Source organism: Sulfurovum iocasae, from assembly GCF_047716765.1.
GTDB lineage: Bacteria > Campylobacterota > Campylobacteria > Campylobacterales > Sulfurovaceae > Sulfurovum.
The window spans coordinates 2,066,786-2,089,892 of the sequence record NZ_CP180410.1 but is presented as its reverse complement, the minus strand read 5'-3'; the positions used below and the strand labels follow the sequence as shown (position 1 = coordinate 2,089,892).

At 42.5% G+C, this 23,107-nt stretch carries 20 protein-coding genes, 1 pseudogene and 2 riboswitches; of the genes and pseudogenes, 10 read left to right on the top strand and 11 right to left on the bottom strand.

Features of this window, described 5'->3' with window-relative positions; genetic code table 11:
* Positions 1-159: 159 nt before the first annotated feature.
* Entirely contained in the window at positions 160-921 is a 762-nt protein-coding gene (locus ACLHDG_RS10340; protein WP_415406154.1) for a hypothetical protein, read from the top strand.
* A 67-nt stretch (positions 922-988) separates the two neighbouring features.
* Here ACLHDG_RS10340 and nifJ read toward each other — a convergent pair whose 3' ends face one another.
* On the bottom strand, positions 989-4,537 hold the full coding sequence (gene nifJ / locus ACLHDG_RS10335; RefSeq protein ID WP_415406153.1) for a pyruvate:ferredoxin (flavodoxin) oxidoreductase: 3,549 nt from the start codon (positions 4,535-4,537) through the stop codon (positions 989-991).
* Between the two features lie 187 nt (positions 4,538-4,724).
* A complete protein-coding gene (locus ACLHDG_RS10330) occupies positions 4,725-5,621 on the bottom strand; it encodes a cache domain-containing protein (protein ID WP_415406152.1) in 897 nt (298 codons plus the stop codon).
* A 189-nt stretch (positions 5,622-5,810) separates the two neighbouring features.
* On the opposite strand from ACLHDG_RS10330, the gene ACLHDG_RS10325 reads away from it, so the two are divergent.
* Positions 5,811-6,200 carry a hypothetical protein gene (locus ACLHDG_RS10325; protein WP_415406151.1) on the top strand — a complete coding sequence of 130 codons (390 nt, stop codon included), beginning with the start codon at positions 5,811-5,813 and terminating at the stop codon, positions 6,198-6,200.
* 112 nt (positions 6,201-6,312) lie between these two features.
* On the opposite strand, the gene ACLHDG_RS10320 is transcribed toward ACLHDG_RS10325, so the two are convergent.
* Positions 6,313-6,825 carry a cache domain-containing protein gene (locus tag ACLHDG_RS10320; RefSeq protein ID WP_415406150.1) on the bottom strand — a complete coding sequence of 171 codons (513 nt, stop codon included), beginning with the start codon at positions 6,823-6,825 and terminating at the stop codon, positions 6,313-6,315.
* A 366-nt stretch (positions 6,826-7,191) separates the two neighbouring features.
* Here ACLHDG_RS10320 and ACLHDG_RS10315 point away from each other — a divergent pair, with 366 nt between their 5' ends.
* Positions 7,192-8,661 (top strand): substrate-binding periplasmic protein, encoded by a 1,470-nt coding sequence (locus ACLHDG_RS10315; RefSeq protein WP_415406149.1) that lies wholly within the window; start codon positions 7,192-7,194, stop codon positions 8,659-8,661.
* 155 nt (positions 8,662-8,816) lie between these two features.
* Positions 8,817-9,023 (top strand): hypothetical protein, encoded by a 207-nt coding sequence (locus ACLHDG_RS10310; RefSeq protein WP_415406148.1) that lies wholly within the window; start codon positions 8,817-8,819, stop codon positions 9,021-9,023.
* A gap of 46 nt (positions 9,024-9,069) precedes the next feature.
* Here the strand turns inward: ACLHDG_RS10310 and ACLHDG_RS10305 are convergent, their stop codons facing one another.
* Positions 9,070-9,945 carry a universal stress protein gene (locus ACLHDG_RS10305; protein ID WP_415406147.1) on the bottom strand — a complete coding sequence of 292 codons (876 nt, stop codon included), beginning with the start codon at positions 9,943-9,945 and terminating at the stop codon, positions 9,070-9,072.
* Positions 9,946-10,128: 183 nt separating this feature from the next.
* Between ACLHDG_RS10305 and ACLHDG_RS10300 the strand changes: the two genes are divergently transcribed.
* Complete coding sequence (locus tag ACLHDG_RS10300) at positions 10,129-11,691, top strand: class I adenylate-forming enzyme family protein (protein ID WP_415406146.1); 1,563 nt, start codon at positions 10,129-10,131, stop codon at positions 11,689-11,691.
* Here the strand turns inward: ACLHDG_RS10300 and ACLHDG_RS10295 are convergent.
* From ACLHDG_RS10295 to ACLHDG_RS10280, 4 genes are all read right to left on the bottom strand, one after another.
* The gene (locus tag ACLHDG_RS10295; protein WP_415406145.1) at positions 11,685-12,143 is read right to left on the bottom strand and encodes a nucleoside deaminase; all 459 of its coding nucleotides are present in this window, start codon (positions 12,141-12,143) and stop codon (positions 11,685-11,687) included. The genes ACLHDG_RS10300 and ACLHDG_RS10295 overlap by 7 nt on opposite strands.
* Positions 12,144-12,253: 110 nt before the next feature.
* The gene (locus ACLHDG_RS10290) at positions 12,254-13,438 is read right to left on the bottom strand and encodes a phosphatidylserine decarboxylase (RefSeq protein ID WP_415406144.1); all 1,185 of its coding nucleotides are present in this window, start codon (positions 13,436-13,438) and stop codon (positions 12,254-12,256) included.
* A 24-nt stretch (positions 13,439-13,462) separates the two neighbouring features.
* A complete protein-coding gene (locus ACLHDG_RS10285; protein WP_415406143.1) occupies positions 13,463-13,975 on the bottom strand; it encodes a cache domain-containing protein in 513 nt (170 codons plus the stop codon).
* Positions 13,976-14,061: 86 nt separating this feature from the next.
* Entirely contained in the window at positions 14,062-14,508 is a 447-nt protein-coding gene (locus ACLHDG_RS10280) for a hypothetical protein (protein WP_415406142.1), read from the bottom strand.
* Positions 14,509-14,543: 35 nt separating this feature from the next.
* Positions 14,544-14,619, bottom strand: a riboswitch (cyclic di-GMP riboswitch).
* Positions 14,620-14,881: 262 nt separating this feature from the next.
* Here ACLHDG_RS10280 and ACLHDG_RS10275 point away from each other — a divergent pair.
* From ACLHDG_RS10275 to ACLHDG_RS10260, 4 genes and pseudogenes are all read left to right on the top strand, one after another.
* Positions 14,882-15,103, top strand: a pseudogene (locus ACLHDG_RS10275) (C-terminal helicase domain-containing protein); the annotation flags it as partial.
* A 122-nt stretch (positions 15,104-15,225) separates the two neighbouring features.
* Entirely contained in the window at positions 15,226-16,263 is a 1,038-nt protein-coding gene (locus ACLHDG_RS10270) for a nitrilase-related carbon-nitrogen hydrolase (RefSeq protein WP_415406141.1), read from the top strand.
* A gap of 274 nt (positions 16,264-16,537) precedes the next feature.
* Positions 16,538-17,752, top strand: a complete 1,215-nt coding sequence (locus ACLHDG_RS10265) for a phosphatidylserine decarboxylase (protein WP_415406140.1) — start codon at positions 16,538-16,540, stop codon at positions 17,750-17,752.
* A gap of 318 nt (positions 17,753-18,070) precedes the next feature.
* Entirely contained in the window at positions 18,071-18,823 is a 753-nt protein-coding gene (locus ACLHDG_RS10260; protein ID WP_415406139.1) for a transposase, read from the top strand.
* Between the two features lie 303 nt (positions 18,824-19,126).
* On the opposite strand, the gene ACLHDG_RS10255 is transcribed toward ACLHDG_RS10260, so the two are convergent.
* From ACLHDG_RS10255 to ACLHDG_RS10245, 3 genes are all read right to left on the bottom strand, one after another.
* The gene (locus ACLHDG_RS10255; protein ID WP_415406138.1) at positions 19,127-19,324 is read right to left on the bottom strand and encodes a hypothetical protein; all 198 of its coding nucleotides are present in this window, start codon (positions 19,322-19,324) and stop codon (positions 19,127-19,129) included.
* 87 nt (positions 19,325-19,411) lie between these two features.
* On the bottom strand, positions 19,412-19,870 hold the full coding sequence (locus ACLHDG_RS10250; protein WP_415406137.1) for a hypothetical protein: 459 nt from the start codon (positions 19,868-19,870) through the stop codon (positions 19,412-19,414).
* 35 nt (positions 19,871-19,905) lie between these two features.
* A riboswitch (cyclic di-GMP riboswitch) is annotated at positions 19,906-19,981 on the bottom strand.
* Between the two features lie 129 nt (positions 19,982-20,110).
* On the bottom strand, positions 20,111-21,535 hold the full coding sequence (locus tag ACLHDG_RS10245; protein WP_415406136.1) for a sodium:solute symporter family protein: 1,425 nt from the start codon (positions 21,533-21,535) through the stop codon (positions 20,111-20,113).
* A 184-nt stretch (positions 21,536-21,719) separates the two neighbouring features.
* Here ACLHDG_RS10245 and ACLHDG_RS10240 point away from each other — a divergent pair, with 184 nt between their 5' ends.
* Positions 21,720-23,105: an amidohydrolase gene (locus tag ACLHDG_RS10240; protein WP_415406135.1), complete on the top strand. Its 1,386-nt coding sequence runs from the start codon at positions 21,720-21,722 to the stop codon at positions 23,103-23,105.
* Positions 23,106-23,107: the final 2 nt, after the last annotated feature.

Here is a 23,107-nt window from a genome sequence, read left to right as displayed (position 1 = left end):
AGTGTTAGCAGCAGTAGACGGTCTAGTGTGAATCATTTGAAAAGAGAGTATAATAAGAGATAATTTAGAGACGAGTAAGTAGATAGTGATAGCAAGAATCCGAAAAACTACACGTTGGTAGTCAAGAATCATTTCGTACAAGCTGAGGAGTCTTAATCTATGAAAGTTAAAGTTTTAACAATTGAGCCAAAGCAATATTCCCAAGATAGGCTAAATGAACTTATTGAGTCTCTTTATACAGTGCATTGTAAAATATTTGATGGAGTTGACAAAAATACTTTCATTCACTATGTCGTTTTTCCTACGGCAAAGCACACGAAAATACATCTTTTTAAAAATACTCAGGGAGAGCTGGTGGGTTATTTTGCTTTGCATCATTTTGAAAAACGGATTGGTCAAAAAAAAGTAATCGTCTTAAGAGGAGAGACCGGAATCCTACCTGAATATAGAAGAGACCATAATGTGATCACAGTAATAATTAAAGAAGGTGTGATGAGCAAGTTGTTGTACTTTTTTCGCGAGGTTTATGTCTTAGGTTGTTTCGTGCATCCTATTGTGTATTATTCTATTGCTAAAAATGCTTATAGAATATACCCAAACTACAGATACAAAACGCCTCAGAAGATAAATTCATTAATGTTTGAATTAGCAAAAGAATTTCATCTAAAGGAGATAGATGAGACGAGACCTTTTGTTAGAGATATAGGTTGGATAACAAAAGAATCTGATGTGGACAGGGGTAGATTAAGAGACAGTAAGAAAAAAGAGATCCAATTTTACCTGGAGCAGAATCCACACTATGAAAAAGGATATGGACTGGAAACTTTCATACCTTTATCACTCATCAATGTTTTATTTACAGCCTATAATTTCATTATTTCTCATTTTGGATTTAATTTCAGGATTTATGCTAAAAACTGATGCAATCAAAAATGAGTAATTTTGTGGGGTTGAATTTGTAAGAGGCTCTATTGTAAACTAATTAAAATTAAAAACCACTCAGGTTCTTATACGTCTCCCACATATCATCCGCATGCTTTTGCGCCTTCTGAATAAAAGTGGCTTCGCGTTCAGGGTCCATACGGTGTACCATACTGAAACGCGTCTCGTTCTTCATATATTCGCTGACAGGGATTTTAGGTTTTTTATAATCGAGTGTCAGAGGATGTTCGCCTCTCTCGGCACGTTCGGGATGATAGCGGAACAGCGGCCATAATCCGCACTCAACTGCAAGACGCTGTTGGTGCATACCAAACCGCAGATCATAACCATGTGCGATGCAGTGGCTGTAGGCGATGATGAGTGAGGGACCGTCATACTGCTCAGCTTCCATCAAAGCTTTGAGTGTCTGCGAATCACTGGCACCCATCGCGATGCGTGCGACATAGACATTCTCATACGCCATCGCCATCCGGGCGAGATCTTTCGGCAGAGCTGCTTTGCCGTTGGCTGCGAATTTTGCTACCGCTCCCGTAGGGGTGGCTTTGGACTGTTGACCGCCGGTGTTGGAGTAGACTTGCGTATCCAACACTAGAATATTGACATTTTTCCCGCTGTCAAGCACATGATCGACACCACCATAACCGATGTCATAGGCCCATCCGTCACCGCCGATCATCCAGACAGATTTTTTCACAAGATAATCGGCAACTTCCAAAAGCTCGTTTACTTTGCTATGGGATGCATTCTTGAGCTTTTCTTTGAGTATATCAACGCGCTTACGCTGCGCAAAAATTGCCGCTTCATCCTTTTGCTCAGCACTTAAAATTTCTGATATCAGATCATGAGGAACAGTGTCGCCGACAGCCTGAAGAAGTTCTCTGGCCTGTATGGACTGTTTATCGATACTCAGCCGGAACCCCAGACCGAACTCTGCATTGTCTTCAAAAAGTGAATTGGACCAGGCCGGTCCTCTCCCCTCCTTGTTGACACTCCATGGCGTTGTCGGCAGGTTTCCGCCGTAGATGGAAGAACAGCCCGTGGCATTGGCAACGATCATGCGGTCGCCAAAGAGCTGAGTCGCCAGTTTGATGTAGGGTGTTTCGCCGCATCCAGGGCAGGCTCCTGAAAATTCAAACAGCGGCTCAAGCAGCTGTGCCTCTTTGATTTTCAAATGATTCAAACGGCTGCGGTCAATTTCGTCAATATTACTGAAAAAATTCCAGTTCTCTTTTTCGGCATCCAGCAGCGGGTGGATGTGCATCATGTTGATCGCTTTTTTCCCAGTGACCTCTTTACTCTCAGCTGGACACTCCTCAACACAGAGACTGCAGCCCGTACAGTCCTCTACGGAGACTTGAATGGTAAAGTGCTCTGTCTTTTCAAACATTTTACCTTTGGCCGGAATATCTTTGAATGTTTCCGGAGCCTGTTCCAGTAAAGCTTCATCATAGACTTTTCCCCGGATAACACTGTGCGGACAAACGGTGACACACTTGTTGCACTGTATGCACAACTGCGGTTCCCAGACAGGCACTTCCATTGCAATATTTCGCTTTTCATACTGCGTCGTACCGCTCGGCCATGTCCCGTCAGCAGGAACCATGCTAACCGGCAGGGTGTCACCTTGTCCGGCAATCAGTTTTGCTGTGACATTTTGGACAAAGTCAGGGACGCTGCCACTGATCGGGGAGAGCATTTCTATATCACTGTCGAGTTTGTCGGGAACCGCGATTTCGTAAAGGTTTTCCAGAGTGATGTCGACAGCGGCAAAATTTTTCTGAACCACCTCCTCACCCTGTTTTCCATAGGTCTGTTCGATGGCCTGCTTGATTCTTTTGGAGTGATCCTTATGCCTCATGACACTCGTAATCGTGAAAAAACAGGTCTGCATAATGGTGTTGATCCGCCGGTGAAGTCCCGCTTCTTTGGCAATGCTATAAGCATTGATTACATAAAAACGGAGCTCTTTTTCCATGATCTCCCGCTGGATACGGCGGGGCAGGCGGTGCCATACTTCCTCTTTCGTATGCGGCGAGTTCAGCAAGAAAGAGGCGCCGCGTTCCGCCGTCAGGAGAATGTCAAACTTCTCAAGGAAAACAGCCTGGTGGCAGGCAATAAAGTTGGCCTTTTGAATAAGGTAGGTCGAATGGATCGGCAGCTGACTGATACGCAGGTGCGACACCGTCATGGAGCCTGATTTTTTAGAATCATAGACAAAATAGCCTTGCACTTCATTCTCTGTCTCTTCCCCGATGATTTTAATCGTATTCTTATTTGCTCCGACTGTTCCATCCGAACCGAGCCCGTAAAAGACCCCTCTGAACGTGGCCTCATTTTCAATAATAAAATCATGATCCCACTCCAAACTCATATGGGTAACATCATCAATGATACCGATGGTAAAATGCTGTTTCGGGTGTGCTTGTTTAAGCTCATCAAAAACACGCTTGACCATGGCCGGGGTAAACTCTTTTGAAGAGAGACCGTAGCGCCCTCCGATCACTTTCGGAAAGTGTTTAAGTCTCAATCTCCCTTCATTATGGGCTTCACTCAGAGCAGTAAGAATATCCTGGTAGAGCGGTTCGCCGACGGAACCCGGCTCCTTCGTCCGGTCGAGCACTGCAATAGAAGTGACGCTCTCAGGCAGGACGGCAATAAAGTGTGCAATAGAGAAAGGACGGAAGAGACGCACTTTGATCACACCGACCTTTTCGCCTTGACCTTGAAGGTATTCGACGGTTTCGTGAACCGTTTCGGCACCTGAACCCATCAGGACAATGACACGTTCGGCATCTCTATGACCGACATAATCAAAAAGACCGTACGCTCGCCCCGTAAGGGCAGCAAACCGATTCATGGCATCTTCAACGATAGCCGGGGTTTCAAGGTAGAAGGTATTGACGCTTTCACGTCCCTGAAAATAAAGGTCGGGATTTTGTGCCGTTCCGCGGATAAACGGATGCTCGGGCGAAAGGGCACGGCTGCGGTGGGCTTCAATGAGATCATGATCAACCATAGTACGCATGACATCATCACTAATGGCATCTATTTTTTTGACTTCATGAGAGGTACGGAAGCCGTCAAAGAAATGTAAAAACGGTACACGGGCTTTGAGGGTTGCCACCTGAGAAATCAGGGCAAAATCATGTACTTCCTGCACCGAATTCGACACAAGCATGGCAAAACCACTTTGACGCACCGACATGACATCCGTATGATCACCGAAAATAGAGAGTCCCTGCGCGGCAATGGAACGTGCGGCAACATGAAAGACCGTGGATGTTAACTCACCTGCTATTTTATACATATTCGGCAGCATCAAAAGCAGCCCTTGGGAGGCGGTGAAAGTCGTAGTCAGGGAACCCGTTTGCAGTGATCCGTGTACTGCGCCAGCCGCACCAGCTTCACTTTGCATCTCTGTAACATCCGGAACCGTTCCCCAAAGATTTTTGTCACCGTGTGCCGAGTAAACATCAGCCCACTCTCCCATCGGTGATGCCGGTGTGATCGGATAGATAATGATGATTTCATTAAGTTTATGGGCAATGCGTACTGCTGCTTCATTTCCATCTACTATTATGATGTCCATTTTCATGAAAACCTTTCACTTCATACAAATAAAAGTCTCTTTAAAGATACCTTTTAACTATTTTATCGCAAGGCACTTAAGATAATGTATCTATCTATTGCAATGTTAGGCTTATTGATGACTGGATAGCCAAAAACAAAGATATAAGCCAGAGGTACGTGTATGAAGTTACTTATCTGATAACTTCACCTCTTTAATCCCGATATAATCCGGCACAGACAACAACCATTTTACCATCTACTATCGCTTTTCGGACATACGTTGATTTTTTCGATGTCTCTACACCTCCGGGTTTTGGCCATTGATAATCTACCCATCCATGCCCCTTGTTTTTAGCCACATTGATAAACTCTCTTACAAAATAATTTCCGTCGGCATCTTTATAGTCAATCACATTTTGCCCTTCGAGCTTTGGAAAGGCCACATTAAGCAGTTTGATACCATCGTCTGCAATCACAAAAACATAAGTATCCTGATAAAGATACTGGCTCCGCTTGTCCCTGAGCATGTCGAATGCCTTTGAACCTTCATGCTCAAGCAGTTTTACGGCTGAATCGACGGCATCTACCACAAACGATTTTTGCACCGGCATGTCATAAGCACCGCTTCCAATGATAAATGCTTTACCCGAAGGGCTCTGCACCTTCATCACATAAGTACTTTTCCAGCTTGGAGCACGTTCACCAGGTTTGGGCCAACGGTAATGCATCCACCCTTTTCCCTCTTTGGATAAGGCTATTGCAATAATCAATTCCCCGATCGCTTTATCATCAACATCTCTAAGATCACGCACCTGTTCTCCCTCACGCTTAGTATCCGGAGGATAAACGTATCGTAATCCATTCATATCCCAGACAAAGGCATATCGGTCATCATGGAACCATTCGCTTCCCTTTTGCCTGAATGCATCAAATGCTTTTTCTCCTTTTTCAGCGATCAATACTGCACCGCGTTCAACAAAACTTTTCAGTTCTGTTGCTGCATTGTGTTTTTGTACTTTCGTATCAAGATTTTCAGCATAAGATAATGAATATATTATCATACTCGCGAATACGATGAAAACAAATCTTGGTATAAATACTTTCAACATAATTTCTCCTTCTTGTGTTTGTCAACAAAAGTATTTTTTATTATTCTACTCTTCTTTACAGTTATTTGCAACTCTGATTAGCAGGTTTCTTTTAATGAACTAAAGAACTCCAACTGATTTAAGCAAAGTGGAAGTCATTTTGAGTGAACATAGAGAAAGAGCTTTATAATATTGTAAAAAGGAGATACTATGAAGATGATAAGAATTATGCTTGCTGCCATTTTGATGTTGTTCGTTCATGCACAAGCGGAGGGTCAGTCACCCCAGAAAGAGCAGCTCATCACACCTACCCTGTGGGCAAAACACCCTGATCATTTTGCATGCAATCTGACCAATGTGGACCACGAGACACATGTCGTGCAGGTGCGTATCATTAGCAATGGAGAAGTATTGGAGGATAGCGAGGAGATTTCCCTTGAGCCAAAACATACGACGAACCACACGGTACAAGGCTCACACGAAGGCGGTCCGATATACTGCGAATTTACCGTGGAGGGATCCAAAGATATGTACCGTGGGGCAGCCAAACTCTACCCTCACCCAACCGGCACCGATATCACTGCGATAGCTGCGCAATAGGGATCGATGCAAATTGAGCGGTAAGCTCCACTCAATAAAGAGTCAGGTTAAACTTTAACTCTTTCTCTCGACTATTGCAAATTGTCTTAAAAGTGCTCTTTCTTTGGACTTTTCAGCGGTAGTATCCACTCCCGACAACCCATTTAAATGGTTTAAATAAGAGCACGTAGGATCGTTTTGGCTGAGCGATAGTCTCACCCTTCTTTGGAAACCAATACTCGACATACCCACCTCCGGCTTTACCTTTTGCCAAGAATGCCTTTGTGACGTACATGCCGTTCTGGTCTTTGTCCTCAAGCCGATTCCTTCCCTCCACATCCTTTCGACCGTACAAAACTACATTGACACCTTCCGTCGTATCAGCCCAGAAATATCCTTCGGTACCGTACCTGAGTTCGCGCAGAAGGTCGGCACCAAGTTTTTTTGCCTGTACAAGGCTCATTTCACCCTGTTGATGTTTTGTAAAGATTGCCTGTAACATACTAACTGCTGTTTCAACTTCGTTCTTGATCAGCATATCCTGAGCTGATGAAGTTTCCAATTTTTCAGCTTGTGCATTAGTAGGTAAAGACAAAAATGCTATATTCAGAAAAACTGCAAACACTGCTATCAATACTCTTTTCATACTTCTTCCTCCTTTTATGTGTCAAAAAAAGTATTTTTTTTAACACACTTCTTTTAATTATTCTACTCTTTTGTACTATTTTTTGCAACTTTGACCAGTAGATCCATAATGATATTTCAACTTTGGAAGTACTGTATTTTTTAGGAATATCATATCATATATCAAATCACTCAAATATTATTAAAGTGAGCCACTTGCAAAGATTGGCAAGAGACACTTCTGATATGAGTATCTGTATTTTACCGTCATGTTATCAAGTTGGTGTTTCCAATGTTTAATATTAACTTCAAATAGAAAGAGTTATACTTAAGAAAAGTAGATGGTATTAATTTTTTACATCTATTAATTATTATAGGAAAGTGGATCATGAAAACACGTTTTATGTTGATAGCAACAGCAATACTCATTGCGACGGGGTTTGCCATTATGGGTTGTGGCAGCAGCAATACGGAAACCAGCGGTGATCATCTGACGATTCTGACGGAAGAGTACGCTCCGTTGAACTTTACAAAGGATGGGAGCCTCACCGGCCAGACAACGGAGGTGGTGGAGGAACTTCTGAAAAGGAGTGGCACGGATGCGACGATAAATGTAGTACCCTGGGAAGTGGGGTATAAGGCGGTTTTGGAGCAACCGAATACGGCACTTTTCACCACGGCAATGACTCCTGAACGTAAAGACCGTTTGCAATGGGTGGGCCCCGTGACGGTCCAGGATACCAACTTTTATGCCCTGACAGGATCGGGAATCGTGATTAGAACACTGGATGATGCCAAAAAAGATGTCAGCATCGCCACGGTGACCGACGACTATACGGAACAGGTGCTCAAGAATGAGGGGTTCACCAATCTGCAAAGTTATCCGAATAACCAAGTGGCGCTGCAAAAACTGCTGAGCGGGGAGGTGCAACTCTACATCACTAGCAACATCGCCATGCCGGCATTTCTGGAAAATGCCGGTGCTACGATGGACGACGTGGAGAATCTCTTTACCGTATCGACGGACCTCGGTTACATTGCCTTCTCCCTGACCACGCCGCCGGAGTTGGTCGCACGCTGGCAGTCAGAGCTTGACGGGATGAAACGTGACGAGAGTTTCAACAGAATCTACGCTAAATGGCTCCCTTCAGAGACGCCTCCCGGTATTTTTCAGATGATGACAGAGGAATACCCGCCCATCACTTTCATGGATGAGGGAAAACCGTCTGGCTTCGTGACGGAGATGGTACAGGAGATCGCCTCTCGTCTGGATATACCGGATAACATCCGTCTGACCTCATGGAAAAATGCTTACAATATGGCCCTGCTCCATCCGAACGTCATCCTCTTCAGCGCTGAGCAGACTCCTGAACGGAAAGAACTCTTCCATTGGGTCGGCCCGGTGGGAAAAAACAGCTCGATCTTATACGCTAAAATGGGATCGGGTATCCAGTTGGACTCTCTGGAAGAGGCCAAGCAGGTCGAAGCTATTGCTACGACCACGGAACATTTCAACGAACAATATCTCAAGAATGAGGGGTTCACGAACCTTGTTAGCTCCGCGGACCCTGCCGAGAGCGTCCACCTGCTTATGGACGGCAAAGTTGACCTCTCCATCTTCACCGACCTCACCATCCCCGAGATCGTGAAAAACGCCGGGTACAGCATGGATGACCTCGAACCTGTCTACACGGTTATCCAGACCTATTTCTATATTGCCCTTTCCAAAGATACGAGTCAGGAGGTACACCTGGCATGGCAGTCTGCCTTGGACGCGCTCAAAGAGGATGGAACCTTCGAAGAAATCTACCAGAGATACCTGCCCGACACGGATATAGATGATCTGCTGAAGAAATAGCAGCTTTGTAGGAGTATGGCTATGGGGGGGAGGTCAAGTATATACCTTGCTTCCACATCTTGTCAAGCATATGAAAGAGATAAATGAGGGTTTTTAATCACGCCTGCCGCGTGTGGGCGCTTTTACCTGATAAGTTTGCATACAGTCTTACCAATGTGGATCGCAGGACACATGTCGTACAGGTGCGTATCATTAGAAATGGAGAAGTATTGGAGGATAGTGAGAAGCTTTCCCTTGACCCAAAACATACAATGAACCACATGGTACAGGGCTCGGAAGAAGGCGGTCTGATATACTACGAATTTACCGTGGAGGGGTCGAAAGATATGTACCGTGGGGCGGTCAAACTCTTTATATCATAGAAACTACAACAACCTATGGTATGTTATCAACACTAAGAAGCAAGGCTCAATCTATAGGCACATATATAAGAACATCAGTTGGTGTTTCTCTTAAGATAGATGAAGCTACACTTCCAAGCAATGCTTTAAAGCCTGAAGTACCTCGTGAACCTATGACTACAAGATCGTATGAGCCTTTGTTAATATATTTAAGCAGTGCTTCTTTACTGTTTGGCTCTCCATCAATTATTTTACCTTTTTTAATAGAAAGATCTTTCATTAATTTTTTTAAATCATTTTTTCCAGAAGCTTTTACAGCTTTATTATATTCTTGAATATCGAGACCTTCCAAAGTATAAGAACCTGCAGCGTAAATACCTTCTGCATAAAAAGTTTCATAAGTATGAACTGCTTTAATTTTTACAGCTGGAAAAATATTTTTTGCAAAAAGAATACTCTGTTTTGATTGTACTTGAAAGTCTGTAGGAGCTACAATATTTTTATATGGATCTTTTACTCTGTTCTTTACGATCAAAACCGGTAAATGACTTTGATGTGCTACCTTTTCTGCTGTTGTACCCAGAAAATTCTTTTTACTTTTTGTATTCGCACCTATCACTATCATATCTGCTTTAAGTAATTTTGACTCGTAGAGTAAAATATCATCAGCATCCCCTTCTCTTACTACAATAGAACAAGGCACTTCATTATCTTTGTTCAATGCTTTTATCTTTTTTTCTATTTTTTTTGTGATACCTTTTGTATCAACAGTTATCTCTTTTCCAGCAAAATAACTTGGTACAGATAACCAAGGTGTTTCTACAGTATGAATGATAAACAACTCTGCTTTGTTCTGCTTTGCCACCATCAATGTTCTTTTTAAAACATTGTTTGATTTTTTAAAAACATCTAACCCTACAATAATTCTTTTTATTTTTTTCATCCTATACCTGCCTTTTTCTCAAAATTTTCCTGCAAACTGTTTCCACTGTACTCTTTTCTTCTTTTTTATTAATATCATATAATCTTTTTTTACTACTTTATTATATTACAAATGGTGGAATAAATACTAATATTGATACACTATTAAATGATTAATGGGTATTTATCAATTTAAGGAGTGCCAATGAGTACCATAAAACCAAAAGTTCTTGATGACCTGATCAGGAGTCATGCCAAGACTGATCCGCAAAAAACGGCGATCTGTTTTAAAGACCGATCTATCAGTTATGGTGTATTCCATGACGAAACCGACAGGGCTGCCCGAATGCTGCTGGGACTTGGGATAAGACATGGAGACAGAGTGGGATTGATGTTCCCCAACCGACCGGATATACTATACCTCTACTTTGCCTGCTTTCGGATAGGTGCCATTGTAGTTCCGGTCAATATCCATTACCAGAGACCGGAAATCGAATACGCCCTGGATCATAGTCAATGCCGACTGCTTATTGTCGACAGAATGTTCTCCGATATAACGAAAGATATTGATCAAACCATCCCATCCCTGGAACATATTTTGGTTTATGATGATCCGGAGCAACATATAAAAGCGCTGAATCAATATCTAGCCAATGCACCAACCACTTATGAGTGGCCTCAGATATATCCGGATGACGCTGCTGTAATTTTTTATACATCAGGCAGTACAGCCCGCCCCAAAGGAGTGATCCATACACACTTTTCTCTACTGGGCAATGCACATGTTCAGGTGGCAACCAAAGAGATCCGTCCGGAAACCATTTTACTTGTCTCGACCGGAGTTGGTTACATCGCAGGGCTTTCCGGCATCACTATGCCGGCCTTTCTTGCAGGCTGTACCCTTGTTCTTGAACCTAAACTACAGGCAGACAGTCTGCTTCAGGCCATAGAACACTATCATATTGACACTACCCTTATGCTACCTACCATGTTGCTGGAGATACTGGAGAGCCCTCTATCAGAAACAACAGATATAAGTTCGTTGAGGGCATGTTTTGTTGCTGGTGACGAATGCTCGCATGATTTGTATGAGCGCTTCAAGAGGCGTACAGGGCATGACTTGCTTCAGGCCTTTGGTATGACCGAATGTGAAGGCTATCTTTCCAATCGCCCCTCCGGTCCAAAGCGCAACAGGACTATCGGCAAACCTTCCGAGGGCATGAATGTTCGGTTGGTTGACCCCGACGGTAACGACGTAGCTCCTGGTGAGCCAGGTGAGATCATTGTGAAGGGAGACAGTGTGATGATCGGGTACTGGGAAGATCCGGAGAATACGAAGAAAGCTCTGCGGGATGGCTGGCTCTATGGTGACGATATCGCCTCCTGTGATGAGGATGGGTTCTATACTTTTCTTGAGCGTAAAGGCGAGATCATTATTCACGGTGGTGAAAACGTTGGTCCGCATGAAGTTGAGGATATCATCAACTCATATCCTGATGTCAAGGAGAGCTGTGTTGTGGGTATTCCTGATGCGCACTACGGTGCGATCCTGGCGGCTTATATTGAGTGGAAATCCAATCTAAAACACTTGGATATAGCTGGACTGAAAACCTGGGTATCAACCCGCATTGCAGCGTACAAGGTACCCGATCGCTGGAGTGTATTGGAGCAGTTACCCAAGACACCCACCGGAAAACTCGATCGCAAGGCGCTTCACCTCAAAGCCGAGGCCGAAGCCAAATTGGATAATAATGACCGACATCAATAGATCTGACGGTCATCTTTTTCAAGCCACTGATCGAAAAGTTTGCTATTGGTTTCATAATCGATCTGTTTGAAAATCACATCACTGTTGTGACCACGTATCATCTCATAGAAACGGTGGTCATCAAAACCGCCTCTGGCAGCATCCTCTTCAGTTGCACCGTAATAAACCGTACCGATACGTGCCCAAAAGATAGCGCCTAAACACATGGGACAAGGCTTGCAAGTTGCATAGAGAATACAGTCGGAAAGTTCAAAGCGACCTAATTGTTCACTGGCTCGCCGGATGGCATTGATTTCAGCATGGGCAGTGGGGTCATTGGTTTTAAGAACTTCATTATGTGCTGTTGCTATGACCTTGTCACCTTGGATAATGACGGCACCGAAAGGGCCTCCATCATCAGCAAGCATCCCTTCCGTTGCTTCATTATATGCTATCTTCATCCATCGGTTCATCATTTTCTCCATTCTAAGCTAATTGAAATTAAAAACCACTATAGAGGTACTCTTCCAGTGTTAGCAAACTCAAAGTTAAGTATACCAAGGTCTTATCAACATCCGGATTATTATTTTAGGTCGGAATCTTCCGTATCAAATATTCCGATTTGATTTCCCAAACGTACCCGTATGGCATCTGATTTATATCTGTTCGGCTCAAAAATCATGATAAACAGTGAACCGCCATACAAAAAATATCCAAGTGTATCTCCCCGCTTAACCGGCACAGGCTTTACTACATTCATAAACTTCTCTTCAAACACAATTGAACTGATTGTATCTAACCCCACCGGTATCAAAGCAACATAGCCGTATATACCGGTATCAACAATAAAATACCCGCGTTGAAAGTTCTCAAACTGATTAAAGTCTGTACCATAATAACCTGGATTTCCATTAGGAGTTGCCCAGACCGGAAAATTATCATAACCGTAGAAGGCCCCCTCTATTACCTTGGTTTCCACTACATTACCACATACAGGAGAGTGATAGTGGTGGTATGTGTTAGGTGTCAAGACACAAGAGAGTGCCGTACCGCCGATAAATTTATCTGCGTATTTGGACCCATCCAACATATCGCTTATGTTCAAGGCTTGATTGACCTTGGTTGTTATCAGTGTTTTGGCATCGGTTATGTTCTGAGGGATCGAATTTATGACGCAATCCGTTGGAGCAGAAATCACATAATCACGCTCAGGCATAGTTTGAGGACGACTCTTGTCCTGGTCTTTCAGTGTGCGTGCGAAGAATTCATTGAATGATTTAAACCCGCCATCTTTTGCATTTGGATCTGGAAGATCATAATCCTCTTTCTCAATTCTAATGTCTTTTAACCAATTGGCAATCTGGCTAGTAGAGGCTTCACTATCCATGAACCTGCCCCTCTGTATTGCAAAATCTCGCATAATTTCCCGTCCGGGAGATTGCTGTACAAAATCTACGCCATCTTGATTTTGATAGTAAAACCATGCAAAGTCCTGAATATACTTCAGACCATCATCGTGACTCCCGTCAATTGTCGGCAGAAACGTACACCACTCATTTAAGAAAATGAGAAGATCAGAAAAATTCTTGCCAATCCATGGATTTCCACCCGGATATTCCGGTGGCAACTGATGCATGTTTTTAAAAGCGGAATCCAGCAACTTTTTAAACTTGACATCATTCTTAGAATAGTAGGTTTCTTCCAGCTTTTTAATCGATTCATAACAGGGACAATTGCTATTTATCTCGAATTTTTTGGTATTAGACATTGTATACTACTCCTTTCCAACCTTTTAGCGGTAGTATCCGCTACCGACAACCCATTTAAATGGTTTAAATAGGAATACATATGATCTCTTCGGTTGAGAGCTTGACTGTTCCTTCTTCGGAAACCAGTACTCGACATACCCGCCACCGGCTTTACCTTTTGCCAGTAATTCCTTTATGTAGAACGTGCCCTGTGTATCCTTAGCCTCAAGCCGATTCTTTCCTTCCACATCCCTTCGGAAGTGGTGAGCCACAAGAACACCTTCCGTCGTATCGGCCCAGAAATATCCTTCGGTACCATACCTGAGTTCACGTAAAAGGTCGGCACCAAGCTTTTTTGCCTGCACAAGGTTCATTTCGCCCTTTTGATATTTTGTAAAGATTGCTTGCAACATACTAACTGCTGTTTCAACCTCACTCTTTATCAGTATATCCTGAGCCGATGAAGTTTCCAATTTTTTAGCTTGTGCAACAGCAGGTAAAGATAAAAACATCATATTCAGAAAAACTGCAAATACCGCTATCAATACTCTTTTCATACTTCCTCATTTTTATTTTTGAGTTGTTTAATGTTCAACTGTTTATATCAATTTGGAACGATTTAACTTCCTATTTTTCTTAGCAATTAATTGCTGACGCGATGCAGGGTCAAATCCTGAATACCTTCGCTCCTTAAGATCAGAATCTTCTCAGCCTTATAGATAATGAGGTTGTCTTTGACCTCCAGAGTCCTGCCATTTTTGCAGTATATTGTCCACTCAATATTCAAACGCCGCTTGTTGTCCGTTGCGACCTTCCCTGTACCCACATACCAGCCTTCGCCGCCGGCTTCACCATTTATTTCACAGGAGTGCAAATAAGACTCGCGGGCAATCATCCTACATTCCCCGTTGCTTTTTTTGCTGCAGACAATGCTCACCTGTACGGTAGAGCCATCATCCGGGTCAATACCTTCCCATAAACCGTTGAATAGTTTGTCAGTTTCCGCGGCGACTGCTCCACTGCTAAAAACGAGTAAGACCATTACGATGATGGTAAAGAAACCGATCTTCTTCTTATCAAATTGTTTCATAATATTTCCCCTTTAGAAAATCAAAAAGTAAAGTCTTTGGCAACTCGACTGTCTCTGAAAGACTCTAAGCTTTCCGTCCCTTCCTTTCGGTAAGGTTTGGCTTTATCTGAAAAATGCAATTCTAACTATCATACTACGCAACATATAATTGCTACATATCTTCAGTATAACTCCTTCCATGTTAAATATATATTATTGAAAAAGAAGAAAGAGAAGAAAAGCTCTGGCTTGGAAGACTCCAAATGAAGCTTTTTATGGTTTAGAAATGGCAGCTTAAGGTAGAAATAGGTATGATTTTTTAACTTAAAAATTGCACTTCAGATTTAAATTTTGGCCTCAAAGCAGATAAAATTAGGAAATAGGGTGACAATGACACGCTGTGACCATACACAAATCTCAAGGCATGAGCATCGACAACCTAGTCTGTAACGTAGATAACATTTTTGCACCCAGTCAGTTTTACGTAGCTATCTCACGAGCGATTAATCCTAAAAATCTGAAGTTGGATTTTAATAAAGGGGATCTGACTCAGTATTTGAGCAGGGTGATACATGTGGATAATAGGGTGGTGGAGTATTATAAGGGGATAGAGTGAGAAAGTGTTTTAAGTTGTCATTGTCATCCGACCCCTATCCTTCTTTTGAAAAAATACCGTTTATACCGGAAAGCTATACAAATGTCAGCTTTGCCCATTGATATTCAACCAAGGATGAAAAAATGAAAAATCATAAAACAACACCATTGATTAAAAGTAGCCTTAAGGGTAAAAAACCACCCAAAAAAGGTAAAGGTATTCGCATAGCAATCTACCAAGGCAGTGGTCTTGTAGGAAACAGAAAAGCGATTAAGTATAATCTGAAGCATCTAAAAAAATGGGCTAAAATGGCATCAGATTATAAAGCACAAATTATTGTGTTACCCGAACTGTTTTTGTCTGGGTATAACATACGCCTGTCCGATAGAGACAATGTAACATTAACACAGTCCCAAGTTCTAAAAAAGATTTCTCCTGTTGCAAAGAAGAATAAGATTGCTATTGTATGTCCCTATCCTGAGGTTATAGAGACTTCTCAAGAGAAAAAGTATTATGATTCTATGGTTTTAGTTAATAAAAGAGGTAAATTATTGAAAAACTATAGAAAAACACATTTATGGGGAATAGGCGAGAAGAAAAATTGGAATTTTGGTTATGTTGAAAATCCTGAAGAGGCATATGAGGTTAAAAAAGTCAATGGGGTCAATATAGGTCTTCTAAACTGCTATGAGGCAGAATTTCCAGAGCTTTCCAGAATTTTAAAACTCAAAGGTGTGCAGGTGCTGTTAATTCCTACTGCAGCTGATATTGGAACATGTAACGATCATGGCGTATGGCAAAAGTGGGCTTATCCTGATATTTCAAAAACAGCCATACCGGGAAGTGCATATCAGAATGGTATATTTGTTGCGTATGCAAACCATTCACTTTTTGAATTTAGAGCAGATGATGATTCGCTTTCAGGGGTTTATTTGGGTAATAGTACAATAGCCAATCCCAATGGAGAAATTGTGGTATCTGCTGAAAATGTTGAAACACTTCTGTTGGCAGATTGTTACCTTGATGATGCCTATCCAACTCATCCATTTGGAGAGAGTTCCTATATTGAAGACAGAAGACCTGAACTATATGAACAATTAACCAAAATGAAGATAAAAAAAGCTAATGGAGATGAATTCTGTTATCCTAAAAATCCAGATAAATATTATCATGATAAATAGATTAGTTTAAAGTGACGTAATGAAAAAATGACGTAATGAAAAGTCACCCTTGAGATAACATTTCAGTAATATTTTTGTTTTGTTGATGTATCATAAGGTATAGTTATCGTTGCTGTGACATCTTGAGTGATGTTTTTTCAAGATTGGTGAATTGCAAGCGAGCCAAACTCTCACTTACAAACAATCTTATCTTAACGGAGGAAAAAATGAATAAGTTCATGTTATTAATCCCTGTTGTTTTCTTGCTATGCTTTTAAGTAGTAGTAATACTTTGTTGGCAAATGCGCCAAAGAGTGTGGAGACATCAGATACCCATAAGCAAATTACACAAGATCTTATTGCCCTGCTCAAGAAGCATCCTGATGTCAAAACCATGCTCGAATCATCGATCGCAAAAGCAAAAAAGATCAACCCGGATGCCAAAACAAATCCTGTTCATGATCTCAATAGCTACTATAGTTATCTCGATCGTGCCTCCGAGCTTATTCCATCTGAAGTCCTCGATCATCCAAAAGATCTTCTTCGTGATCAGATCATGCAGAGTCTCTGCTACTTCTATTTTCCTATCGATCAGCCCTTGGAAGAACTGGAAGGCAAAGATCTTTATAGAAATACCATTCAATACTACGAACCATTCTCCTCTTGGACGAGAGATTTTGCCAATGCCTGGGGAATGTTTCTCGATACAGACAAATCCTGGAGTGATAAAACCTATCAGGAGTTCTACGAAGATCCACGATTCAGCTTGCAAAAAGGATGGTATGAACCTGAAAGCAACTGGAAAACTTTTAATGATTTTTTCAGTAGATACCTAAAATCTGTCAATATGAGACCCATTGCCGCAGCAAGTGATCCAGCAATAGTGGTGGCACCGGTAGATTCTGTACCTCAGGGAGCCTGGGCTATCGACAAAGACTCCAAGATCAAGGTGGAAGGTGGTCTCAAAGTCAAACTTGCCAGCTACTACAGCGTCAAAGATCTGCTTGGTGAAGACAGCCCTTATAAAGATGCTTTTGCCAATGGTATCCTTACACATACTTTTCTCGATGTCAACGACTACCATCGTTATCATTTTGCCGTAGGAGGAGAGATCAAAGAGGTTAAAAATATTGTCAAAAATGTCTCTTTGGAAGTGTTCTGGGATGCCAAAGAGGGCAAATATACACTGATCGACTCAACAGGTTGGCAGTTGACGCAAACCAGAGGTGTCGTCGTGGTGGATACTGACAAATATGGCTTGGTAGCATTGCTCCCTATGGGTATGGCTCAAGTCTCTTCTGTAAAATTTGAAGCGATTGTTAAACCTGGAATCATCTATACCAAAGGTGATATGCTTGGGAATTTTCTCTTTGGCGGATCTGATTTTCTCATGCTCTTCCAGGACAAAGCCGGATTTGAGCTTATTGCGCCCAAGAGTAGTGGAGCCACCAATACCTACAAGCACATGTTGATGGGTGAAGCCTATGGTGTAATGAGAGGAGCACAATAAAATAGTAGATCTACCTATCTCTGCCCATACAGGTAGGATGGGTGTAGCCTACCCCTATAATGCCATTAAGCTAAGGAATTATTTTGTATAAGGGGATGGGACTTCAGTCCCATAAAAACGGGACTGAAGTCCCGACCCCATTAAAAGATTTACCCTTAACTTAATAGTAATGCCCACCCCCTATCATAGGGAGTCCTCCAGTTTAGTGATTTTCTTGGTCGGTGATTAAGCGTATCTAAATTAGTCTGTTTACATTCGCCAACCATTTTCCTGCATTCATTTCACAAAATGATCCAAAATTGGAAACATAAAAGTGAAATGACTGGAAACATGTTTGTGAAACAGGTGGAAACATTAAAGCTGAAAAATCTCAATACCCTTCTTGCCTCTCAGCAATGGAGCGCCATAAAAGGCAAACCGGACTGGGAGCAGACAGAGTTTAGCTATCAGGCAGGAAGCTGGGAGAAAAGCAGAACATTTAAAGCGGTAAGAAAAAAGCGTATTGTCATACTTGAAAATGCACTCTATGAGACGATAACGGTGTATGACTATTTCTGCTATGCCAGCACACTGGATCTTTCTCCTTGGCAAACACATAAAACCTACGGACAAAGAGCAACAAGCGAAACCTGGATAGAAGAAGCCAAATCCCAGATAAGACCTGCAAGAATGCATGGCTTCTTTGCAAATGCTGCAGCCTTTCAAAGTGCGATACTCGCCTACAATACCCTAAAGTGGATGGTACTCTTTACAGGTGACAAGCTTTTAAAACAGATGGAGGTTAAAACCATTCGTATGTTCTTCATTCAAATCGCTGCAAAACTGACTTATCGTTCCAAACAGTATAGACTTAACTTTAATACAGAGCAGCTCTATGCTACCCAATGGAGTGCCTGGATGAAACTTGGAACCCCTTTTTTAGTATCATCTGTACCATTTGTCATCAAATATCCTGTAAGTGATTTGTCTGAAATTAAAAAGTACAACAGAATACTATTGTCAAAAAAATGCTATCTGTGCAAATATCAGGATAATTATCAAAAAAACGCAAGATATGAAGTTGAAACATAGCAAACTAGCTTTTATTACACTGTTTTATTAGAATATCTGTGGAATTTGAATAGTCTCTACATTGAATTTTTGAATTTGTTTGATTTTATGGTGTTGTTTTTGGTTTGCAGGATTTAGGTACTATTCTATTGCCAAAAATACTTATAGAATATACCCAAACTACAGATACAAAACGCCTCAAAGATAAACACATTAATGTTTGAATTGGAAAAAGAATTTCATTTAAAGGAGATAGATGAGACGAGACCTTTTGTTAGAGATATAGGTTGGATAACAAAAGAATCTGATGTGGACAGGGGTAGATTATATTAGGCTCATCTCACCTTCCTGATGCTTTGTATATATCGCCTGCAACATACTAACTGCTGTTTCAACCTCACTCTTTATCAGCATATCCTGAGCCGATGAAGTTTCCAATTTTTTAGCTTGCGCAGCAGCAGGTAAAGATAAAAACATCATATTCAGAAAAACTGCAAATACCGCTATCGATACTCTTTTCATACCTTCCGCCTTTTTATTTTTGAGTTGTTTAATGTTCAACTGTTTATATCAATTTGGAACGATTTAACTTCTTATTCTGCTTGCCAATTAATTGCTAACGCGATGCAGGATGGTATCCGTAAAATCGTGATCGTGGGGGCTCATGATTAGGATATTCCTGGCTCGATTGACAATGAAATAGGATGTAAAGTGCACTTCATGGCCGTCTTCTAGGCAGTGTAACGTCCAGTCTACAACATCCAGACGCCGTTTGTTGCCCGTTGCGACCTGTCCCGTACCCTCATACCAGCCTTCGCTGCCGGCTTCACCATTACTTTCGCACTTGTGGATATAAGACTCACGGGCAATCAACCTACATGTCCCGTCAGCACTTTTGTCGCAGATGATACTAATTTGCATGGTAGAGCCATCATCCGGGTCGACACCTTCCCATAAACCATTGAATAGTTTGTTAGTTTCCGCGGCGACTGCTCCACTACTGAAAACGAGTAAGGCCATAACGATGACGGTAAAGAAACCGATCTTCTTCTTATCAAATTGTTTCATAATATTCCTCCTTCAAGAAATCAAAAAGTAAAGTCTTTGGCAACTCGACTGTCTCTGAAAGACTCTAAGCTTTCCGTCCCTTCCTTTCGGTAAGGTTTGGTTTTATCTGAAAAATGCAATTCTAACTATCATACTACGTAACATATAATTGCTACATATTTTCAGTATAACTCCTTCCATGTTAAATATATATTATTGAAAAAGAGGAAAGAGATAAAAAGGTCAGGTAGTTACAAAATATCATAACTCATTACCAAATTGTCTTTTTTGTGTAGATTTGTCTTTAGTAACCCCTTTTTTTTTACCTTCAATGAAGTAAGCAATAAAGAAGACAAAAAAGTTACAGAAAACACCGACGATCAGACCATCAAAGCCACCAGGATTGTCAAGAGCGAAGTTCCAGATAATTAGACCGAGGATCCCAGCAGAGGCTCCGGCAATAAAATGCTTTACGTTGGCCTTGACTCCCAGGATAGCCGCAACCAGAGGGACCAGCATGACAGGCGACCAGAAATTGTAGGAATAGATGAGTATGTCCAGGATGCTTTTGATTTTTATCGCAATGATCACCGCCAGGATACCGACGAAGATATTGAATATTCGAGTTACGATAAGTTCCTTCTTTTCGTCCATTTCCTTTGATCTAAGCGGCTTTACTACATCGTGGGTAAAGGCTACTGATGCTCCGTTAAGAAAAGAGTCGGCCGAGGACATGACGATGGAGATGACTCCAGCAATGACCAGTCCTTTCAGACCTATGGGAAGAACTTCTGTGATAACAAACGGCATCGCCAGGTTAGGATTGAGATCGGGATCGATCGTCAAAGCGATGATGCCGATAAAGCCGGTAATGGCAAAAAACGGGAATGAGAAAACCCCGCTCCAAAACGTGCCCTTTGCCGTATGAGTGGCTTTTTTGGAGAGGAAGAGACGCTGGACATAAGGCTGGATAAGAGTCTCGCCCAACAAAAAAGTCAGGAACAGGGAGATGAACTGCAGAAGTGTCTTGTCAGTTCCCAGGAAAGTGAAATGAGTTGCGGGCACGGATGCTGTGATGCCGGACCAGCCACCGACATGGAAATACCCAAAAATCAGCGTCAACGTGATACCGATGAAGAGGACGAAGAATTGAACAATATCGGTAAAAACAACCGAACGCATTCCGCCGATCGTAGAGTAGACGATCACGATGCCGCAACCTACAAGGATACCGTAGATTTGCGGGATGTTCAGGAAGACGTTGAAAATATAGCCTATGGCCCCAACCTGCGCACCGAGTATGCCTGCACAGAGGATTATTGATAAAATTCCAGTTACGATCTTGGCGAAGTTCCCGTAATTTTCATACATGATGTCCCCGACGGAGAGCGCATTCGGGTATTTGTCCATTTTGGGAGCGATCAAGGTCGCCACCAGGATTTCTTTGATGCTGAATCCCCAAAGCGCGAAGATGTTAACGATCCCGAATAAAAAGACCTTTTCAGCATTTCCCATCGAAAAGCCGCCGCCGATGAAAGACGCTGACAAAGTTAGAAAGATGACCGTCGCGCCGAAAGAGCGCCCCGCAACCGAGAACTGTTTCAGGTCAGACACGCCTTTCCCGGCCCAGAGTCCCAAGATTAAAATTCCTATAAGATAGATAACGACTATTACCTGATCAATCATTCCTTCACCTTTATATTTTCAATTCAAGCTGTATTCATAACGTTCAATGCGTAACATCTTAAAATATTATATGTAAATTACCCTTAACAGATAGTGACGGATATTGACGGATATTGAAGTTTTGTTTTTTGTCTCTTTTTCGATAGAATAAAGAAAGAATCAAAATAAATTTGCGAGGGATATAATGACAAAAATGGGTATAATGAAAGTTTATTTAACTGAGGGATTTTCGCATAAAACAGGGCTCTGCAAAGCAACAAGATTTATGCTCCTCTTTATTTTGATTTTGTCGGCTTTTATGCAGAGTAGTGCCGATGATACGCTCAAAAATGCAATTAACGAGGATTATCCATATATTCATAAGCTGTATACACATCTTCACAGCCATCCGGAACTCTCCTTTCATGAGCAGAAAACCGCCGAGCGCCTTGCAAAAGAGCTTCGTGAAACAGGTTTTAAAGTCACGGAAAGTGTAGGTGGATACGGTCTGGTTGCCCTGATGCGCAACGGTGAGGGACCGACGGTGATGATCCGGACCGATATGGATGCCTTGCCGATCAAAGAAAAAACAGATTTGCCCTATGCCAGTACAAAGATCCATGAACACGATAATGGTCAAACTTCACCGGTGATGCATGCCTGCGGACATGATGCCCATATGTCTGTTTTTACCGGAACGGCCCGTATGATGGCTCGTTTGAAAGCGCAGTGGTCCGGTACCCTGATGATGATCGCCGAGCCGGCTGAGGAGCGGGGTGCCGGTTCTCGTCTGATGCTCGAAGACGGGCTGTTTGAGCGCTTTGAACGGCCAAATTTCAATCTTGCCCTGCATGTAGACCCCGGACTGCCAACAGGGACGGTGGCAGTGCTTTCAGGATACGGTTTTGCCAATGTAGATTCAGTCGATATCCACGTGTTTGGGAAGGGCGGACACGGTGCCCTGCCGGCTTCTACCAAAGATCCTGTTCTCCTGGCGGCACATATCGTCATTGCACTTCAGAGCATCGTATCGCGTGAACTATCACCCCAAGATGCAGCCGTTGTGACCGTCGGTACCATTCACGGCGGAACAAAGCGCAATATTATCCCTGAACAGGTAGACCTACAGCTCACCGTACGCACCTATGCCGAAGAGACTAGAAAAAAAGTGCTGACGTCTATTAAGCGGATCGCAGAAAATCAGGCCCGATCATTCGGTATGCCGGAGGATAAGCTACCGAAAGTGCATGTAAAAGAGAAATACACACCGGCAGTTTACAATGATCCTGTTCTATCGCAACGGATTCATGAACATTTTAAAAAGCAGTTGGGCCGCGAACAGGTTAAAGACATTCAACCCTCAATGGTCGGTGAAGATTTTGCCCGGTATGGCCGAGTAGAACCGCGTATCCCCTCTTTGATGTTCAGACTGGGTGCTACCGATCCTGCAACATATGCGAAGGCAAAACAGGAAGGCATTTCACTGCCGCCCTTACATTCCCCCTACTTTGCCCCTCCTCCCGAAGCCACCATCACAACCGGTATCGAGGCAATGACGGAAGCAGCTTTACTATTGTTGAAAAAACAGTAGCT

Coding starts and splice junctions, on each gene's coding strand:
- ACLHDG_RS10320 (WP_415406150.1), bottom strand. CDS start 6,825: ATGAAAAGAGTATTGATAGCAGTGTTTGCAGTTTTTCTGAATATAGCA.
- ACLHDG_RS10280 (WP_415406142.1), bottom strand. CDS start 14,508: ATGAAACAATTTGATAAGAAGAAGATCGGTTTCTTTACCATCATCGTA.
- ACLHDG_RS10330 (WP_415406152.1), bottom strand. CDS start 5,621: ATGTTGAAAGTATTTATACCAAGATTTGTTTTCATCGTATTCGCGAGT.
- ACLHDG_RS10295 (WP_415406145.1), bottom strand. CDS start 12,143: ATGAACCGATGGATGAAGATAGCATATAATGAAGCAACGGAAGGGATG.
- ACLHDG_RS10270 (WP_415406141.1), top strand. CDS start 15,226: ATGAAAAATCATAAAACAACACCATTGATTAAAAGTAGCCTTAAGGGT.
- ACLHDG_RS10325 (WP_415406151.1), top strand. CDS start 5,811: ATGAAGATGATAAGAATTATGCTTGCTGCCATTTTGATGTTGTTCGTT.
- ACLHDG_RS10315 (WP_415406149.1), top strand. CDS start 7,192: ATGAAAACACGTTTTATGTTGATAGCAACAGCAATACTCATTGCGACG.
- nifJ (WP_415406153.1), bottom strand. CDS start 4,537: ATGAAAATGGACATCATAATAGTAGATGGAAATGAAGCAGCAGTACGC.
- ACLHDG_RS10340 (WP_415406154.1), top strand. CDS start 160: ATGAAAGTTAAAGTTTTAACAATTGAGCCAAAGCAATATTCCCAAGAT.
- ACLHDG_RS10255 (WP_415406138.1), bottom strand. CDS start 19,324: ATGAAAAGAGTATCGATAGCGGTATTTGCAGTTTTTCTGAATATGATG.
- ACLHDG_RS10250 (WP_415406137.1), bottom strand. CDS start 19,870: ATGAAACAATTTGATAAGAAGAAGATCGGTTTCTTTACCGTCATCGTT.
- ACLHDG_RS10260 (WP_415406139.1), top strand. CDS start 18,071: ATGACTGGAAACATGTTTGTGAAACAGGTGGAAACATTAAAGCTGAAA.
- ACLHDG_RS10290 (WP_415406144.1), bottom strand. CDS start 13,438: ATGTCTAATACCAAAAAATTCGAGATAAATAGCAATTGTCCCTGTTAT.
- ACLHDG_RS10245 (WP_415406136.1), bottom strand. CDS start 21,535: ATGATTGATCAGGTAATAGTCGTTATCTATCTTATAGGAATTTTAATC.
- ACLHDG_RS10300 (WP_415406146.1), top strand. CDS start 10,129: ATGAGTACCATAAAACCAAAAGTTCTTGATGACCTGATCAGGAGTCAT.
- ACLHDG_RS10285 (WP_415406143.1), bottom strand. CDS start 13,975: ATGAAAAGAGTATTGATAGCGGTATTTGCAGTTTTTCTGAATATGATG.
- ACLHDG_RS10240 (WP_415406135.1), top strand. CDS start 21,720: ATGACAAAAATGGGTATAATGAAAGTTTATTTAACTGAGGGATTTTCG.
- ACLHDG_RS10305 (WP_415406147.1), bottom strand. CDS start 9,945: ATGAAAAAAATAAAAAGAATTATTGTAGGGTTAGATGTTTTTAAAAAA.